The following is a 20,344-nucleotide window of genomic DNA, read 5'->3' on the forward strand; positions in this document are numbered from 1 at the left end:
GTTGAAATATGGAAAACTGAAGGAGTTTCCCACATTCCAACACGACAAAGAAACAACAACGTTTTCTTTAACATAAACCTTCTATAATTGTATTTAAAAACTGTCAACTTATTTTAGGGAAGGTCAAACGGAACACCCGGAACGCTATGAAACATGCTCATTATCAGCTAATTTACTTTTAACAGATCAGCAAATAGCTGATAATCAAACGATATATCGCACTGGTAGTTGCAGTACTTTGGAGATAGCTCAAAACAAAAGTGGGCAGTTACTGGCACCTCCCGCCAACTGCCCACTTAAAACTGCAAACTTTTTTTTACTACTCGCTTTTCAAACTCTTAACCGGGTTTGCCAATGCTGCCTTTATAGCCTGGATACTTACCGTAACCGCTGCAACCAGTAGTGAAGCAGCCCCGGCTGCAATAAAGATCCACCAGTGAATACTTACTCTATAAGCAAAATCCTGCAGCCATGAGTGCGCCATGTACCAGGCTATGGGCGATGCAATTACGGTAGCTATAATAATTAACCCTAAAAAATCTTTTGAAATCAGGACTATAATACTGGAAACAGTTGCACCCAACACTTTCCTTATGCCTATTTCTTTTGTGCGCTGTACAACGGCATAAGCGGTAACAGCAAACAGGCCAAGGCATGCCAGCAATATTGCCAATGCCGAAAACGTGGTAAATACGCCTGCCGTACGCTGTTCGCTGCGATACATGGCATCATAGTCATCATCTAAAAATTTATAGGAGAAAGGTCTTTCAGGCACGCGGTCTTTCCAGATCTTTTCAAAGTTTTGGATAGCTGATGTGGTGTTTTTTTCATTTATGCGTACAAATAATGCCTGTGTTTGGTCATGGTCTAAAAATATCAGCAAAGGCCCAATAGGATCATGAAATGATTTGAAGTTGAAATCTTTAACCACCGCTTTGATCGTCCCGGTTACTCCTTTTGAAATTTCCTTTCCAATAGCTTGTTCCGGTGTCCAGCCTAATTGCCTGGCAGCTGCCTCATTTAGCATAAATGAGTAATGAAAGTTTTTGCCCTGGTTGGTGGTATCTGTCTGTAAAACATCGGTTTGATTATAATCACTCCCTGCAACTATTTTTAGCTGCATTGTTTTTATAAAATCCTCGTCCATAGGTAGTGCATTTACAGAAATATCCTTTCCATCGGCAGTAGTTATTCCATCGCCCCATTGCACATTTATAGGTTCATTATTTGCTGCTGCAACACCTTCAACACCAGGAACATTACTAATGGCTTTTTTTAAGCCTTCAACTTTGGCCAGCATTTTCCAGTTTACAGGCAAAACCACCACGTTGCTTTTGTTGTACCCAATATCCTTATTCCTGATGTATGACAGTTGTTGTAATATAACCACCGTTGTAATGATAAGGAATATAGAAATGATAAACTGGAACACAATTAATGATTTGCGCACTCCCTGTCCCGAAGTAAATGAAAAACCGGATTTTAAGATCTTTGCCAGCTTAACACTTGATAACAATAAAGCAGGATAAGCCCCTGCTGCAAAGCCGATTGTAATACCCAGCAATATCAAGCTGCCCAGTATAACAGGATCAAGCAGTGCGTTAAATTGCAACTGTTTACCCGAGATCTGATTGAATGATGGCAGCAATATAAAAGCCAGGCCAATAGCCAATATTACGCCGATAGCCGTAACGAAAAGCGACTCACCTATAAACTGCCTGAAGAGCTGGCTTTTTGCAGCGCCCATAACCTTACGGATGCCAATTTCGGCGCCGCGCCCGGCAGATTGTGCTATCGAAAGGTTTACGTAGTTTACACAGGCAATTATCAATATCAGTACAGCCACTATGACCATTATGTAGATATAGGTTATACTGCCATTTGGCTCTAAAGAGCTGGGCAGGTTTGAATGCAAATGCACGCTTGTTAATGGCTCCAAGTGATAGGTTAAGTATTGGTTGCCTGCCATTTTAAGCTCATTTTTGGTGACTGAACTCATATAAGCAGTTACCTGTTTTTGTAAAGGATCAATTTGGTTTTTATCCTTTAATAACAAATAAGTAATGTAATTGGCTTCCCACCATTTTTCAGTTTTGGAAGCATTCAGATTATTAAATGATACAATAAAATCAAATTTTACCTGTGAATTTTCAGGTGCATTCATAGTAACACCTGATACCATAAAATTCTGATCGCCAATTTTTAACATCTTCCCTATTGGGTTTTCTGTGTTAAAATATTTTTTGGCCGTTGTTTCGGTAACAATTATCTTATCGGGTGAGCTTATTGCAGAAGCATCCCCGCTAACAAGTTTAAACGAGAATATTTTAAAAAAAGACGGATCTGCATAAAGGATGCTGTTCTCTTCAAACACCTGATTATTGTAGGTTATAACACCACCGCGTTTCTCTAATCGTACAAAATCTGCTACTGCCGGAAAAGTTCTTTTAAACTGTGGCCCAACCTTTGTACCGGTAACTGCTACTTTTTGCGGCGCCTCGCCATGGCCGTAATCCATTGTTACCCTAACTATCCTGTCGGCATTTTCATTAAAACGATCATATCCCAATTCGTTTTTAATGTATACGCCGATTAATAAACAGCTTACAATCCCAACTGTTAAGCCGGTAATATTTACAAAGGCATAAAGCCTGTTTTTCTTTAGATTTCTCCAAGCAATTTTAAAATAATTCTTTATCATGATATTTGGTTCATTGGTTCACTTGTTCATTAGAATTTGCCGGCGTTTTTACTGCCAACTGCCTACTCACAACTGCTAACTTGATCTCACTCACTCCTAAGGCTCTTAACCGGGTTCATTAGCGCAGCTTTTACAGATTGAAAGCTTACTGTGGCCAAAGCAATCAGTATTGCAATAAAGCCCGATAGTACAAATACCCACCAATCAATACTGGTTCGGTAGCTGTAACCTTGCAACCATTTATGCATAGCTAGCCATGCTAAAGGCGATGCTATACACAAAGCTATTAAAACCAATACCAGGAACTCTTTTGATAGTAATGTAAATAAGGAGCCTACGCTTGCACCCAATACTTTACGGATGCCTATTTCCTTTATTCGCTGTTCGGCAGTAAACATGGCTAATCCAAGTAAGCCAAGGCACGAAATAAATATAGCTAAAAAAGCAAAGGCATTTGAAAGTTTGCCTACAACCTGCTCGCTGATATATTGCTTCTGGTATTCAGCATCGGCAAAATAATAGCTGAATTGAAAATTGGGGTTTAGCTCCCTGCAAAGCTTTTCGGCGGATGCCAGTGCCTGTTTGGTTTGACCGGGTTTGGTGCGGATCAACGCCATACCATAGTTTGTTTCCTCACCAAAACGAATGATCAGCGGCAAAATAGGATCGTGTAGCGAATTAAAATGAAAATCTTTTAATACACCTACAATGGTGCCTTTTTTACCCCACATGGTAAATGGCTTACCGATAGGATTGGTATAACCAATTCGTTTTAAAGATGTTTCATTAATTATATAACCTACGGAATCAGTTGCAAAATCTCTTGAAAAGTCCCTCCCGCTAACCAGTTTAAGCTTCATGGTTTTTACAAAATCATAGCCGGTTGATACCTGTGTAAACATTACGTTTACATTAGGGTCTTTGCCATTCCATTTAACACCGCTGGTGGTGCTGCCAAAATTGGTTGGCGCATCAGAGATCCTGGTAACCTGCTGAATCCCGGGCATATTTAAGGCCTCATCTTTAAATACTTTATACTTAGCGGTAAGGTCACCCTCTAATGGGATGTAGATCAGGTTTTCACGGTCATAGCCTAAATTTTTTGTCTGGATATAATTAACTTGCTTGGAAATAACTATTGTACCGATAATGAGCACAACTGATAACATAAACTGAACCACCACCAGTCCTTTACGAAACCAGGCTGCACCTGTGGTTAACTTCACGGCACCTTTAAGCACTTTAACCGGGTTAAATGATGATAGAAATAGCGCTGGATAGCTTCCTGATAATAGACCGGTTATAACAGTTAAGCCTACAAGGCCCAGCCAAAATTTAACCTGACCAAAAGGAAATTCGATTTGCTTTTGCGTAACTGAATTAAATACCGGTAACAACAGCATTACTATTACCAGGGCTATAATTGCAGCGAAGCAAGTAAGTAAAATGGCCTCGCCTACAAACTGCCTTATCAAAACCGAACGCACTGCTCCTACTACTTTCCTAACCCCTATTTCGCGCGCCCTTTTAACAGACCGGGCCGTGGTTAAATTCATGAAGTTGATACAGGCAATTACGAGGATAAATACAGCGAGGATACTGAATAAGTGTACATATTCAATTTTGCCGTCTTCAGGTTTTCCATTCTTAAAATTATTATGAAGGTAAACGTCTTCAAATTTTTGAATTCCTAATTGTTCGCGGAAAGCCGCACTTTGGTCTTTATCGTAGGTATCTAAAAAGTGAGCTATTTTTTTGTCAAATAATGCGGCATTAGCACCGGCACGCAGCATTATATAAGCAACAGGGCCGTTGTTGCCCCAATCTTTTGCCCATTTATTTTCCTCTAAAAAGTTATCCCAGTTGATTAAAAATTCGAACTTGTTTGAGACATTATGAGGCAGATCTTCAAAAACCGCTGTTACTTTAAAATCCTTTTTATTTTCATAACGGATGGTTTTACCAATCGCTTCCTGCGGACTGCCAAAAAAATCAACTGCCATTTTGCGGGATAAAGCTATGCTGACCGGAGAGTTTAACGCAGTTTGTGCATTTCCCTGGATCAGCGGGTAGCTGAACATTTTAAAAAAATCGGCGCTTGCTGATGTGCCTTCCAGTTTCAGGATCTTGGTTCCCACCTGGAAGGTATTCTGGTTATTCCATGCCATCTGTACAGCATACTCAACTTGCGGCAATGTCTTCTTCATTTCATCAGCCAGCACACCCGGGACAGAATATTGTCCCATAATTTTATGATCGTAATACTGGCGCTCAATAACAGCGTATAGCCTGTCGCTGTTTTTGTGAAATGAGTCAACACTCAGTTCATTTTGTACCCACAGAATAATGAGAACGCTGCAAGCCATCCCAAGCGCCAGGCCCAGGATATTAATGGTTGAAAAGAATTTGTTTCTCCACAAATTTCGCCACGCGATTTTTAAATAGTTTTTTATCATTGTTGTTGGTCATTAGTCATTTCGCTGTGCTGTCATTAGTCATTGGTTTGCATCAGTCACTAATGACTAATGATCAATGATTATTCCGAACGCAGGCTCTTAACAGGGTTTGCTAAAGCTGCCTTTATTGCCTGGAAGCTTACTGTAATAACTGATATCAAGACTGTTATAAATGCTGCAATTACAAACACCCATACACTTATTGAAATGCGGTATGAATACCCCTGCAGCCATTTATGCATTGCCCACCAGGATATTGGCGTGGCAATTAAAAAAGAGAGCATTACCAGTTTTAAAAAATCTTTAGACAGCATTGTAGTAACGCCGGCAACTGATGCACCTAAAACCTTACGCACACCAATTTCCTTGATGCGATTTTGTGCCATATAAGCTGCAAGACCAAACAAGCCAAGGCATGATATAACTATTGTAAGTCCGGCAAAAAGGCTGGCCAGTGTGCCTATCCGTTGTTCATCACCAAACTTGCGTGCATACTCCTGGTCAACAAAATTATATTCAAATGGGTAATCAGGGTTATATTTTTTAAATACCTGTTCTGCACGTTTTAAATTCTCTGCAGTGTTATGCGCATTATTTAATTTAAAATGAATGACATTAAACCATGCTTTAGGCCCCTGAATCAGCATATGCTTTACCGGTTCATAAGGTGATTGTAATATAAAATCCTTAACCACGCCCACTACATGCCACAGCTGGGCATCTTTACCCTCACCGTTCCTTACTACCTGGCCTACAGGATTTTTAAAGCCCATGATTTTAACCGAGGCTTCATTCAACAGCATTGCAGATGAATCGGATGGATAATTTATAATGTCGATATCCCGGCCGGATATAACTTTAAGTCCCATTGTTTTAACAAAGTCGCCATCTGTATTAAAAATATTAAAATCAATTTTTTCTCCTCCGGCCGTCCTTCCATTCCAATTATAGCCCCAGCTGTCACTCCAGCCCTGGGTAATTGGGGCGCTGGTTTTAGTTACGGCAGTTGCTGCTCCGCTATTAATTAACTCACTTTTAATGGCGACATAATTTTTTTGTACACTTCCGGTCATCATTACGTAAACCAGGTTATCCTTTTTATAACCTGAATCCCTGTCTTGTGCATATTTTAGTTGCTGCCTGATAATTATAGTACACACAATAAGCACTACAGCAAATGTAAACTGGATAACTACCAGTAGTTTACGGGGTGTAATTAATGCATTAGCCGCTTTCAGGGTACCCTTTAACACGCTAACCGGTTTAAAGGATGACAAATATAACGCCGGATAACTTCCTGATATGATCCCTGTGAATAATATAAACCCAAGGAAAATCAGCCAGAAATATGGATTGCCATAAGGGACAAATAATTGTTTATCAGTTAAGGTATTAAAGCCTGAAATACTTAATTGAACAGCAATCAATGCTATAACCCCTGCTATAAAAGCTATCAATACAGATTCGCCTAAAAACTGGCAGATCAGTGAATTTCTTAAAGCCCCGACCACTTTGCGGATGCCTACCTCGCGTGCGCGTTTCTCACTTCGTGCTGTGCTCAGGTTCATGAAATTGATGCAGGCAATCAGCAGAATAAAAGCAGCAATTATTGAAAAGATCCTGATGGTTTCTATTCTACCGCCTGATACTTTTCCTTTATCATCAAATTTAGAATAAAGCCTCCACTTACTTAATGGATGCAAAAATTGCGAGATATCTTTAGTGTCTGAATGAGATTTTGTTACATTAACAATAGCGGCATCAGCTTGTGCCTCTGTAACGCCTTTCTTTAATAAAACCCAGGTTTGTACGGAGTTATTTCCCCAATATTCATCATCCCACCCAATTTTTTTCATGTATGACCATGGCAGCAAATACTCAAACTCAAACCTTGTGTTATTTGGCAGGTCTTTTAAAACCCCGGTTACAGTAAAATAGGCATTACTATCAATTTTCACGGTTTTACCCATTGCATTAGCATCACCAAAAAGTTTTTTTGATAGTTTTTGAGTAATAACAATATCATGTATATTATTTAGCGCTGTGTGCGCATTCCCACTGATTAGCGGAAAACTGAACATGGTTAAAAACCCGGGATCAGTAAAATTACCCGGAACGGTCAGGCGTTTATCGCCCACAGTAAATAAAAATTTGTTGCTGGTGGTTCTTGCTGTTTCTTCAATTTGCGGGTAGCCTTGCTTTAATGCTTTTCCCATCACTTTTGGTGTGGTACCCCAACACCAAAGCTTTCCATCAAAAACAGAGCGGTTATAAACCTCGTATAACCTGTCTTTCTTTTCATGAAACTGGTCATAGCTTACTTCGTTTTGGATCCACAATAATATTAGGGCCGAGCTCGCCATACCAATGGCCAGCCCTAAAATATTGATAAAAGAAAATGCCTTATGCCTAAGCAAATTTCTCCAGGTGATTTTTAAGTAGTTTTTAAGCATATAAGGGTTAAATGATGTTTTTTACTTTTTTCTAAAAGACCAGCAATTCGGTCACTACGTTGCACGCAGATTAAAATATTCCCTAAAAATTCCACAATGTTAATACCTTTCGCCTATGACCTTCAAGCTTTCACCCCTTCTTACTCACTTTTCAGGCTTTTAACCGGGTCATTGTAGTTAGTCATTGATTCATTAGTCATAAGTGCTTTGAAGTTCACAGTTGGTGATTCATGTCCGAAGCTTTTAAACTGCAAACTGCTACTGCCTACTCACTTCTAAGACTCTTAACCGGGTTCATAATAGCAGCTTTAACTGATTGAAAGCTGATGGTAACAAAAGCAATAAGTATTGCGCCACCGCCGGCAAGTACCAATACCCACCATTGAATACTCTGACGGTAGGCAAACCCCTGCAGCCAGCTATGCATGGCCCACCAGGCCAGCGGTGTTGCCAGCACAATAGCTAAAAGCACCAGCAAAATAAAATCTTTGGAAAGCATACCTACTATAGTTGAAATATTTGCACCCAAAACTTTACGGATCCCAATTTCTTTGGTGCGCTGTTCTGCTGCATAAGCGGCCAGGCCGAAAAGGCCCAAACAGGCAATTACGATGGCAAGCGAAGTAAATGCAATAGAAATTGTACCAATCCGTTGTTCGGCCCGGTAAATGGCATCAAAATCCTCATCCATAAATGAATAATTAAACTCCTGGGTTGGAGAAAAGGAGTTGTATTTGTTTTTTATTTGCTGGATTATTGCCGGAATATTAGTCGACCTGATGCGTACGCTCACAGCTCCCCTGTCTTCATTCATTGTAAAAATCAACGGGGTTATATTATCTTTTAATGATCTGAAATTAAAGTTTTTCATAACCCCGATAATGCGATATTTCTTCAGGGTTTTAACCAGGTTATCATTCGGGGCATAAAGCGGCTGGTCAATAGGGTTTGAAAAATTAAGCATTTTGGCTGCTGCTTCATTTATCACAAGTGCAGCAGTATCTGTAAGCACATCTTTCGAGAAATTCCTCCCGGCGACTAATTTTATCCCGAGCGTTGGTAAATAATCTTCGTCAACCGGCCAGATCTGTGCAAGGAGAGCACGCTTTTGATCAATGACAGGATCTTTGAACATAGTTGAGCTGTTACCATATCCGCCGGTTGGCAATGCACCGGAAAGAGAGGCATTTTGCACACCTGCCAGGCCCTGAACTTCATGTTTAAATGATTTTGCCGAATTGCCAAGCGACCATACATTACGTACGATCATCACATGATCGCGGTTGTAACCAAGATCTTTACTCTGGATATATTTTAGCTGGTTGTATATAACCAGGGTGCCGATGATCAGGAAGATAGAAATTGCAAACTGGAAAACAACCAGGAAGTTGCGGAAAATACCGCCTTTGAAGCCTGCAGCAATTTTTCCTTTTAAAACTTCAATGGGTTGAAAAGCCGAAAGATATAAAGCAGGGTATGAACCAGCAAGACAGCCAATTATAATAATTATTAACAATAGTGTTGGCAACAGCCATGACAGGATCTGCCCTGTAATAACCAATTCCTTGCCCGACATTTTATTAAACTGAGGTAAAAACAACCAGGCGGCAAGTAATGCTATCAATGTGGCAAATAAGGTTACAAGGATAGATTCAGTTAAAAACTGGGCGATCAAATATTTACGCGGAGAACCTAATACCTTACGCACCCCAACCTCACGCGCCCGGTTTGATGAACGGGCGGTAGAAAGGTTCATGAAATTAACGCAGGCGATCAGTAAAATAAATATAGCAACAGCTGAGAATATATAAACAGTTTTTATATCGCCATTGGCGCTCAATTCGGCTATGCTGCCTGAACGCAGGTGGATATCTTTCAGTGGAATAAGTGCGAACCTGAAATAATTGCCGCTTTGTTCAAATTTATCAAAGGTTAAATGGATGATACTTTGCATCTGCGGCCCGGCGTGTTTGTGCATAAATGCAGGAAGTTTTGTTGCGAATTTTTTAATATCAACGCCTTCTTTAAACAGAATATAGGTATTGAAGTTATTACTGAACCAAACATCCTCCTTGCTTTCATCAATGGTAGGCATCGATATAAAAAAGTCGAAATTGAAATGTGATTGTTTGGGAAGATCTTTTATAACTGCAGTTACTTTATAAAGTGATGTATCATTAAAGGTTAACGTCTGTCCTACAACATTTGTCCTGTCGAAGTATTTTTTAGCCATCCTTTCGGTTATAACAACCGTATGGGGCTCGGTTAAGGCATTTTGCGTACTGCCGCTTATCATAGGTAATGTAAAAACACTGAAGATGGAATTATCAGCGTAAACCATTCTGTCTTCAACGATGTTCTTGTTGCCCTTCTTTACCTGGTTACCGCCTCTGTCTCTAAACCTAACTACCTGCTCAATTTCGGCGAAGTCGGCTTTTAAGGCTGCTGCTGCCGGGGCCGGACACACAGCGTAAGAGTTTTCCGTACCGCCAAATTTAATCTCATTATTTACCCTGTAGATCCTGTCGGCTTTGGTGTTGAATCTGTCGAAGCTTAATTCATCAAATACATAAAACACAATAAGCAGGCAGGTAGCCAGGCCTAAAGCAAGCCCAAATACATTAATAAAGGTGAAGCCTTTATTTTTCATCAGGCCTCGAAACGCGGTTTTAATATAGTTTTTTATCATGGCGGTTTGTTTTAGGCGAACTGTTAGTTTACAGTCTATAAATAAGACGACCTGTTAACTTAATAGGTTGCACCTGTATTACATTAATTAATTATAATTCATACAATTAATTCACCATTTAACCCTATTCGCTCCTTAAACTTTTAACTGGATTTGCCAGTGCTGCTTTGATAGCCTGGAAGCTTACTGTTGTAACAGCAATCATCATTGCCAGTATGCCGGCTACTGCAAATACCCACCAGCCGATATTTACTTTGTACGCAAAATCTTTTAGCCAGCTATGCATGCCAAACCAGGCCAGCGGGAATGCAATTATTGCTGCGATGCCTACCAGCAGCATAAACTCTTGTGAAAGCATGTTTACAATCCCGGACACACTTGCACCCAGCACTTTTCTTATACCAATTTCGCGGGTGCGCTGCAGCGTACTGTATGATGCAAGGCCTAACAAGCCAAGGCATGAGATCATGATAGCAAGCACGGCAAAATACATAAACAGCTTGCCAAACCTGTCTTCTGTTGCATACTGTTTATTGAAATTCTGATTTAAAAAGTAATAAGTAAATGGCCGTTGAGGAGCCAGCACCTTCCATTTGCTTTCCACCGAAGCTATTGTATTCGGAATATTGCCGCCCTTTATTTTAAGTGTAAACACATTTATATTCCTGGGGTTTATGCGCAGGTTTAATGGTTTTACATTTTGCTGTAACGATTCGAAGTGAAAGTCCTGCACAACACCAATAATTTGTCCCTTACGGCCCCATTGGTTAAACTTTTTTCCAATTGCATCTTTTGGTGATGCATAGCCCAGGTTTTTTGCAGTCGTTTCGTTTACTACAAATGACTGTGTAGTATCGGTAGCAAATTCTTTTGAAAAGGCACGCCCTGCGATCATCTTCATTCCATATTGCGGCATAAAATCAAAGTCGACATCATACAGATTCATATTCATTGACAACAAGCTACCTGAACGACTTTCAACTTCCGAATAAGCTACACTGTTACCATTTCCGGGGGTTGTACCTGAGCCTGATACTGAAACTACGCCATTCACTTGTTTCAGCTCGTTTTTTAAAGTTTCACTCATGCTTTGAACAACCGAGTCGCCGTTAAAATCGACAATCATCATTTGATCTTTTTGAAAACCAAGCGATTGATTGCGCATGTAATTCAACTGGTTGTAAACAATAATGGTACCTACAATAAGCACTATTGAGATGGTAAACTGCACTATCACAAGCCCCTTACGTAAAAAAATTCCCTTTACCGATGTGCTGAATTTCCCTTTGAGCACCGATGTGATACTGAAATTAGTGAGTACCAGCGCAGGATAAATACCGGCAATAAATCCAATTGCAAGTGATATGGCAAACAAGATAAAAATGTAACCATGTTCAATAATATTATGGCTAATTATCTTGCCGGCCAGTTGATTAAACAAGGGTAGTAACAGCATACTTAGTACAACAGAGAAGAGAAATGAGATCAAACAAATAATGACAGATTCCCCTAGAAACTGTGTAGTAAGCTGATCTTTTCCGGCGCCTACGACTTTACGGATGCCTACTTCTTTTGCCCTTTCGGTTGCCCTGGCAGTGGTAAGGTTTACAAAGTTTATACAAGCGATAAGCAAGATAAATATGGCAATTATTGAAAACGTATACACGTTACTCATATTACCATTTACAGGCGCTCCCCTGAATGTATCCATATAAACTTCTTTCAACGGCTCAACAAACAGTTCATAGTTATAGCCTTTTTTACGCTTGTCTTCGCTGATATGCTTTATTAAAAATCCGGTAAGCTTTGATTTAAGGTTAGCTGCAGCATTTGCATTTGGAATTAGCAAATAGGTAAAATTGCTGAAATTACCCCACTCGGTCATATCTATCAGCTTCATCTTTTCCATTGTTGAAGCTGATATAAGCATATCAAAGCTAAAGTGAGAGTTAAGAGGGACGTCCTTAAGTACACCCGTAACTGAGACCGGCTGTTTGGCGTTTAACCGCAGTATTTTACCTACAGCATCAGTACTTCCAAAATACTTTTTAGCCATAGTTTCGGTAATCACCGCGCTAAAAGGATCTTTTAATGCTGTTTCAGGATTGCCGTGTATAAATGGGAATGTGAATATTTTAAAAATCGCCGGATCGGTAAAGCTGATGTTATTTTCCTGGAATTTTTCGTTATTGTTTTCAACGAGGAAGCTGGCGCCGAACACCCTTGCGTTGACTTTTACCTCAGGAAAATCTGCTTGCAGAGCCGGACCCATCGGCGGCGATGCGCTCGACCAGTGTAATACTTCATTTGGCGACTTAATATCTGTATTAAGCCTGTAGATCTGGCCGAAATTTTGGTTAAACTTATCATAGCTTAGTTCAAACCGCACATACATAAATATCAGGAAGCAGGCTGTCATACCAACAGCAAGGCCTATTATATTTATAAACGAAAAGCTTTTATGCCTCCAAAGATTTCTGAATGCAATTTTAATATAGTTCTTTATCATTTTATCTGGTCATTAGTCATTCTGTCATTCGCTACGCTGTCATTGGATCATTAGTCATTACCTGACGCTTCGATAGTTTTATTTATCAACTGCAAACTGCTACTGCCCACTGCCTACTCACTTCTAAGGCTCTTAACCGGGTTCATCATCGCTGCTTTAATTGATTGAAAGCTAATTGTAACCACAGCTATTATCACCGCTGCAATCCCCGCTATTGCAAATACCCACCAATTTATTGTAATCCGGTATTGATACGTCTTAAGCCAGTTATGCATCGCCCAGTAAGCAACCGGGAAGGCAACCAGGCATGACAGGATCACCAGCTGTAAAAACTCCATTGAAAGTAAGCGCGCCAGACCAGGAACACTTGCACCCAGTACTTTACGGATACCGATCTCTTTGGTACGGCGTTCGGCTGTGTAAGCTGCTAATCCGAACAGGCCCAGGCATGAAATAATGATTGCCAGTGACGCAAATACCCGGGATAATTTACTAACCAGCATTTCTGATAAAAACATCTGGTTAAACTGGTCGTCAACAAAACGGTAATCAAAAGGGTAAACGGGGTTGTATTTTTTTAATACTGCCTGCAGGCTCGCCAGCGATTTTTCAACATTTTTTTGCGATTTCAAGCGCACATACATAATAGTTGCATGTAGCGGTGGCACACTCCAAAACATTACCGGATCGGGCTTACCATACATATTGCCATATACATAATCATTTACAACACCAATAACAGTAGCTGATGTTGTATCGCCTTCACCATGTACAGTTTTGCCGATAGCACTGCCCTTACCCATTAATTTAGCCATGGACTCTGTTATAACCATTTTTAAAGGCATGTTTGTATCAGCCATTGTAAGATTCCGCCCTTCCAATACTTTCAAACCCGAAGTTTCCATAAATTCAGGAGTTACATAACGTTGTGATACTAACACCTTTGAGCCCGCAGGCTTGCTTGCCCAGGTAAGTCCCGAGGTGTTGTTGCCGTTATAAATAATAGCATGGTCGGCAAGGGCCACGTCTGATACGTAACCAGTGTTTAAAAATTCCTGTTTTATCGGATTGAAGTTTTTGGCCATATCACCTTGCAGGTCCATTTCTACAAGGTTATCTTTATCAAAGCCCAATTTTCTGTCTTTAACATGCTGGATCTGCTGGTAAACAATAATGGTGCTAATGATCAGTACAATTGATGCGGTAAACTGTAAAACCACTAAACCCTTACGGATATAGGAGGCACCGCTATCCTTCAGCTTTATTCCTTTTAATACGGATACCGGGTTGAATGACGAAAGATATAATGATGGATAGCTGCCTGCAATAAGTCCGCAGGTTATAGCTATAAACAATAGGCCAATAATGTGATAAGGGTTGTTAAAGCCCGGCACAAGCTGTTTTTGAACCAGTGTATTGAAGGCAGGCAATACAAGAGCTACAATCATTACCGCAAAAATTGCGGAGATAAAGGCCATAAATATGGCCTCCCCAATAAATTGAAAGACCAGCAATTTTTTGCCGGCACCCAGTACTTTGCGAACCCCAACTTCGCGGGCTCGTTTTTCGCTGCGGGCTGTTGCCAGGTTCATGAAATTGATACAGGCAATGAAAAGGATGATCCAGGCGATTATGGTAAACAGGTGAACGTATTCAATTTGACCACCACCGGTTTTCTTACCATCCTTAAAATCATCATATAGGTGCCAGTCGTTCATGGCAAACAAAAATGCATGCCCAATAGCTGTGGGCACACGTTTTTGAATATAACCATAAAGCTGCTTATTTACGGTTTCCGGATCAACTCCTTGTTTTAATTCAACATAAGTAAGTGCAGATTGATTCCCCCATTCTTTTAGCCATGGATTTTGATCATAATAAATTTGATAAGGCATAAACCACTCAACCTGCAATGAGGAATTAGCAGGAAAATCTTTAATAATGCCAGACACTATATAATCCTGCTTATTATCAACCCTTATACTTTTACCCAAAACATCCTTATCGCTTCCAAAAAATTTCCTGGCAGTTTTTTCAGTAATAACAAGCGAATGCACCTGTGAAAATGCCGATGCAGCATTACCTTGTACAAATGGCAGGGTAAACATGTTAAAGATAGCCGGATCTGCATATTTGCCTGAAGCAAAAACAGACTTATCCCCCCTTGAAAAAAGCAATGAAGTACTGCCTTCAGTTGCCCTGGCTGTGTTTGCAACGCCAGGAAGTTCTGATTTCATGGACGGACCCATTAAGCCCGGCGTAGAAGAATGTGTAAATACATAAGTATCGTATTTTTGGTTTTCCTTTACTATGTAAAGCCTTTCTTTCTTTGTATTTACTGAATCAAAATTAACTTCGTCCTCAACCCATAAAAAAATAAGCGAAGCACAGGCTATCCCAATAGCCAGTCCGCCAATATTTAAAAAGCTGTAGCCCCGGTTCTTTGCCAGGCTGCGCCACATGGTTTTAATATAATTCTGTATCATGTTTTAGTTATCTGTCATTCGCTTCGCTGTCATTAGTCACTGGTATTTTAAAGCTGTAATTGTGTCATTGGATATTTTAGTCTAGTCATCCGCCTAAAAACAAATGACTTAATGACCAATGACTAACCTCACTCGGAACGCAGGCTCTTAACCGGGTTAGCCATTGCAGCACTTAATGTATTAAGGCTTACAACAATCATTGTAAGCAATAAAATAAGTGCACCGACCGCGCCAAACATCCAGAAATTGATATCAATATGGTAAGCATATTTTTGCAGCCAGTTGTGCATCATCCACCACGTTAGTGGTACTGATATCACAAAGGCCACTAATACCAGCCTTAAAAACTCTGTTGCTATCAGCATCAATAATTGTTTAACATTGGCGCCTAATACCTTACGGATCCCTATTTCGCGGAATCGTTTTTCAATAGTAAATGATGCTAAACCTGCAAGCCCGATACAGCAGATAAAGATTGCCAGGCCTGCAAAAATATTAGTGAGATGACTGATCAGCTCTTCGCTTACAAACTTCTTCCCGAACTCCTGGTCAACAAACTGGTATTCAAAAATATCTGCTGGGCTGTAGCTCGCATAGAGCTGCTTAAACAACTCAATTGCTTTTTGAGGTTGTACACCTTCATTTAATCGTGTGGTGATATATGAAGAGCCGCGGTCGCTATAATATACCATCAATGGATCAACCGGGGCGTAAGGCGAGGTCATAACCACATTATCAATAACACCTATTACGGTATATTTTTTAGGTCCGTAACTCATTTGCATACCAACCGGGTTCTTAACTTTCATAGCGTCTATGGCTGCTTTATTTAACATCATAGAGACAGAATCAGAAGGCGTACCTGAAAAATCCCGGCCTTGCAGCAGTTTAATACCCATTGTTTTGGTAAAATCAACATCAGTTTGGATGCCTGAAAATATAATTTTGGCATCAGTTGGCATTCCCCGCCATGAAGGAGACGGCGATCTCCACCAGATATCCGTAATAGGTGATGAAGTGCGGGTGACTTCCTTTATCAACCCGGATTTTAACATATCATTTTTAATGGCCACATAGTTTTTATCAGCGGCCTGGGTTGACGGCATCATAATTAGGTTATCGGTGTTATAACCCAGGTTTCTATCCTTAACATGCTGGATCTGCTTGTATATAATAAGCGTTGCCGCTATCAGGAAAATGGAGATCACAAATTGGCCTACAACCAGGATCCGCCTCGGCAATACCGCGCTTTTACCGGCTGCAAAAGTGCCTTTCAATACCTTAACCGGGTTAAATGACGACAGGTATAATGCGGGGTAGCTGCCTGCCATAATACCAGTAAACAGAATAATTATTAATGATCCTATCCAGAAAAAAGGATCGGAGAGGTCTAAGTACAATTGCTTATTTACCAATGAGTTAAACGAAGGCATTAATAAATACACTGATACAACAGCAAAAACAAAAGCTGCCAATGACAACATCATCGATTCAAAAAAGAATTGCAGTACCAGTTGTTTTTTACCGGAGCCGAGTGTTTTCCTGATCCCAACTTCTTTAGCCCTTTTCTCTGAGCGCGCTGTGGACAGGTTCATGAAGTTTACACAGGCAATAAGCAATATTATAATGGCTATAATGGTAAATAACCGTACGTATTCAATCTGTCCGCCAGTGTTTTTGCCGTCTTTATAATCGCTGTATAAGTGCCACCTGTTCATTGCCACCGTAAAATAAGTGCTGATCTTATCATGGTTATGATCAAACATTACTTTGTTGATGGATTTTTCTAATTGAGCGATATCAGGATTAGGTGTCGTTTGGATATAAACCATGTATGAGGAATTTTGCCATTCTTTCATTGCGCCCTGAACCTGTGGATCTGAATAATTATAGCCGGTAAGGCAATCGAACTGGCGGGTGGAGTTGCCGGGCATATCGGCAATAATGGCTGTTACCTTCATTAACCGGCCATCGGCTTTAAGCACTTTATTGATAGGGTCGGCATTGCCAAAAAAAGATTTGGCTGCTGATTCGGTTAAAACAAGGCTGTTTGGCTCGGAGAGCGCAGTTGAAGGGTTGCCCTTAATAAATTTACAGGTAAACATATCAAAGTAGCGGCCACCAACAAAGGCCAATTGCTTTTTAAGTTTTGTGGCACCATAAACAAACTGCTGCGGCGATGCATAGGATGACATTACCGCATTTTTTATTTGCGGATAGCCGGTCTCCAATGATTTTGCCAGCGGGAACACCATATTGTTATCCGTAAATATGTTGTTCTTAAAATCACGGTTGGCAATTACCTGGTAAATGGTTTTGTAATTGGTGTTAAACTTATCGTAAGTAAGCTCATCGTTCACCCATAAAAAAATAAAGATAGTGCAGGTAATACCAATTGTTAAACCAAGCAGGTTAGTAATGGCAAAACCTTTGTTTCGCACAAGGTTACGCCATGCTATTTTTATATAATTTTTTATCATAACGATATGATTTAATTTCAATTAACGGGTTTTTTATATAGACACTAAAACTATTCAATGTGTTGCAGGGTACTTTTTGTTGGTTTCTATTTTATTGATTGCAATTTTATACCCTAATCAATAATTATTCCGAACGCAAACTATCCACAGGGTTAGCAATCCCCGCTTTTATTGCATGGTAGCTCACTGTTATAAGAGCTGTTAAAATTGCTGCGAAGCCCGCCACTGCAAACATCCACCATGAGATGGTTATCCGGTAGGCAAACCCTTGCAGCCAACTGTGCATGGCCCACCAGGCTATTGGCGAAGCAATTACAATCGACAATATCACCAGCGCTAAAAAATCGCGCGATAGTAAAGTGTTGAGTGATGCCAGGCTGGCACCCAATACTTTGCGGATGCCGATTTCCTTGGTACGTTGTTCGATGGTGAAGGCTGCTAAACCAAATAAACCAAGTGTGGCAAGAATTATGGTGATATACGTAAATACGCCAAATATAGAAGCAAGGCGGTCTTCGGCTTTGTATTGCGCATTAAAGGCATCATCCATAAAAGTGTAATTGAATGGCGTATCCTTATCATATTTTTTATAGATAGCCTGCATTTTGTTTAGCAAAGTTGGTAGGTTGGTATGTGGCTTTATCCTGGCAAACAAGTTGCAACCATCCCTCGAAAAAAATGGCATATTACCAGGAGCGATATAAAGAACCATAGCCGATATTTCTGACTGCAGCGAGCTGAAGTTAAAATTCTTCAATACGCCGATAACTTTCATTTTTTGATCGCCCGACTGAACGTAGCTGCCGATAGGATTAGCAGGCAGGTGAAGTTTTTCAATAGCGGCCTCATTTATTACCAGTTGGCCCATACCAGCGAGCTTTTGGCCGGGAGCCGGTGCATATTTCCACTTTAAGCCTAACGTCTTTATATACTGGTCGTCAGCTAACAATGATGAAACCATGATATTTTCGTCTTTAGTTTTACCGGTGAATGAATTCATATCGTACCCGCTGAACATTGCATAGTGCGAAGTGGCGGCGATCTCAACGCCGCTTAATGCCTGTATATCCTGTTTAAATGCCGGGTAATTTGTGCCAAAAGTGTTATGAACCGGTATCATTACCACATTTTCGCGGTTAACGCCTGTATCGGCGTGCCTGAAAAAGTAAAGCTGGCGGTCGATAACAATTCCGCAAATAATAAGGCCTACTGATATGGAAAATTGTAACGTGGTGAATACCTTTCGTACCACAATGCCACCGGTACTTTTGCCCATTTTGCCTTTCAGCGTTGCAACAGGTTTAAATGCCGATAGAACCAAAGATGGGTAACTGCCTGCTATTAAGATTGTTAATAGCAACAATGCAAACAATGATATTAATACCGTCGGGCTGTATAAAAAGGTGTCATCAATTTTAAGCTGAAGCACATTTAAAAACCAGGGTTTAAAAGCGTAACATAATAAATAGCCCAGCGCGAACGATATGGTTGCAAACATTGCTGACTCTATGTAAAATTGAGCAGCGATGGTTTTCCTGCTTGCGCCTGCTACTTTTCGCACGCCAACTTCTTTAGCCCGAAGTGTTGCGCGGGCAGTTGAAAGGCTCATGTAATTAACCAGCGCCAGCAGCAATATCAATATGGCAACGAGAGGGAATATTTTCAGGTATTTTGTGTTTGATGAGTCGCCGAAATTGCTTTTAAGGTGTGAATCGCCCAATGCGATTAGTGAATAATGTGCATTGTCAAACGTCTTTTCCTGTTTCGCCATTACGTCCAGGCTGCGCCTTAGCGTCGCGGTGTCGGACGCATGATTTAGCAGCACATAATTGTCAAAATTACCAAAGCTAATTTGTTTCTTTTCTCCGGTATACAAGGTTGCCTCTTTCATTTGAAGCAGGCTTAAATTAGACGTCACAAAGTTGAACTCGATAGAAGAATTCGATGGGGTATTTTCAGCTACACCAGTAACCTGGTAGGCAAAAGCACTATCTGTTTTTAATGTGATAATTTTGCCGATTGGGTTTTCATCGCCAAAATATTTTTTGGCCATATCTTCAGATAATACAATGGTAAATGGCTTATCAAGCACATTGAGGGCATTACCAGATTTTAGCTTAAATGAGAAAAAGCTAAAGAAATTTTCATCGGCAAATAATAGTTTCTTTTCCGAATATTTTAAATCAGGTTTTTCGGAGCTGCTGGCTACTACCGGTTTAAAATAAGCCATGGTACGCATAAAATCTTTAACAACGGGCTGGCGCTGCATAATAATAGCGGCGGCGGCATAGCTGGTGTGGGCTAAATTCATTGTAACGCCACCTGTTTTAAATTCCATCCGAGGGCTATATATCCTATCCGCATTAGCGTGAAACCGATCATAACTGATTTCGTGCGCCACATACATCATTATCATCATACAAACTGCAAGGCCGACGGCCAACCCGATTATATTTATCAGGCTAAACAACCGTTGTTTAACCAGGTTTCGCCACGCGATTTTTATGTAGTTGAGTATCATATTCTTGGTTTATTAGTTCATAATTGATGCTTCATAACCGGACGTTAAT

At 40.4% G+C, this 20,344-nt stretch carries 8 protein-coding genes; all 8 read right to left on the reverse strand.

Going from position 1 to position 20,344, the window contains the following annotated elements:
• Positions 1-319: 319 nt before the first annotated feature.
• Entirely contained in the window at positions 320-2,701 is a 2,382-nt protein-coding gene (locus JWQ54_RS02455; protein WP_299579663.1) for an ABC transporter permease, read from the reverse strand.
• An 86-nt stretch (positions 2,702-2,787) separates the two neighbouring features.
• On the reverse strand, positions 2,788-5,157 hold the full coding sequence (locus tag JWQ54_RS02460) for an ABC transporter permease (RefSeq protein WP_299579666.1): 2,370 nt from the start codon (positions 5,155-5,157) through the stop codon (positions 2,788-2,790).
• A gap of 80 nt (positions 5,158-5,237) precedes the next feature.
• A complete protein-coding gene (locus tag JWQ54_RS02465; protein ID WP_299579669.1) occupies positions 5,238-7,610 on the reverse strand; it encodes an ABC transporter permease in 2,373 nt (790 codons plus the stop codon).
• 265 nt (positions 7,611-7,875) lie between these two features.
• Complete coding sequence (locus JWQ54_RS02470) at positions 7,876-10,299, reverse strand: ABC transporter permease (protein ID WP_299579672.1); 2,424 nt, start codon at positions 10,297-10,299, stop codon at positions 7,876-7,878.
• Between the two features lie 124 nt (positions 10,300-10,423).
• The gene (locus JWQ54_RS02475) at positions 10,424-12,808 is read right to left on the reverse strand and encodes an ABC transporter permease (protein WP_299579675.1); all 2,385 of its coding nucleotides are present in this window, start codon (positions 12,806-12,808) and stop codon (positions 10,424-10,426) included.
• A 113-nt stretch (positions 12,809-12,921) separates the two neighbouring features.
• Positions 12,922-15,294, reverse strand: coding sequence for an ABC transporter permease (locus JWQ54_RS02480; RefSeq protein ID WP_299579678.1), 2,373 nt, complete (start codon positions 15,292-15,294; stop codon positions 12,922-12,924).
• 128 nt (positions 15,295-15,422) lie between these two features.
• Entirely contained in the window at positions 15,423-17,774 is a 2,352-nt protein-coding gene (locus JWQ54_RS02485) for an ABC transporter permease (RefSeq protein WP_299579681.1), read from the reverse strand.
• A 124-nt stretch (positions 17,775-17,898) separates the two neighbouring features.
• Positions 17,899-20,295 (reverse strand): ABC transporter permease, encoded by a 2,397-nt coding sequence (locus JWQ54_RS02490; protein ID WP_299579684.1) that lies wholly within the window; start codon positions 20,293-20,295, stop codon positions 17,899-17,901.
• Between the last annotated feature and the right edge of the window lie 49 nt (positions 20,296-20,344).

It is taken from the genome of Mucilaginibacter sp. (assembly GCF_028288225.1).
Classification (GTDB): Bacteria; Bacteroidota; Bacteroidia; order Sphingobacteriales; family Sphingobacteriaceae; genus Mucilaginibacter.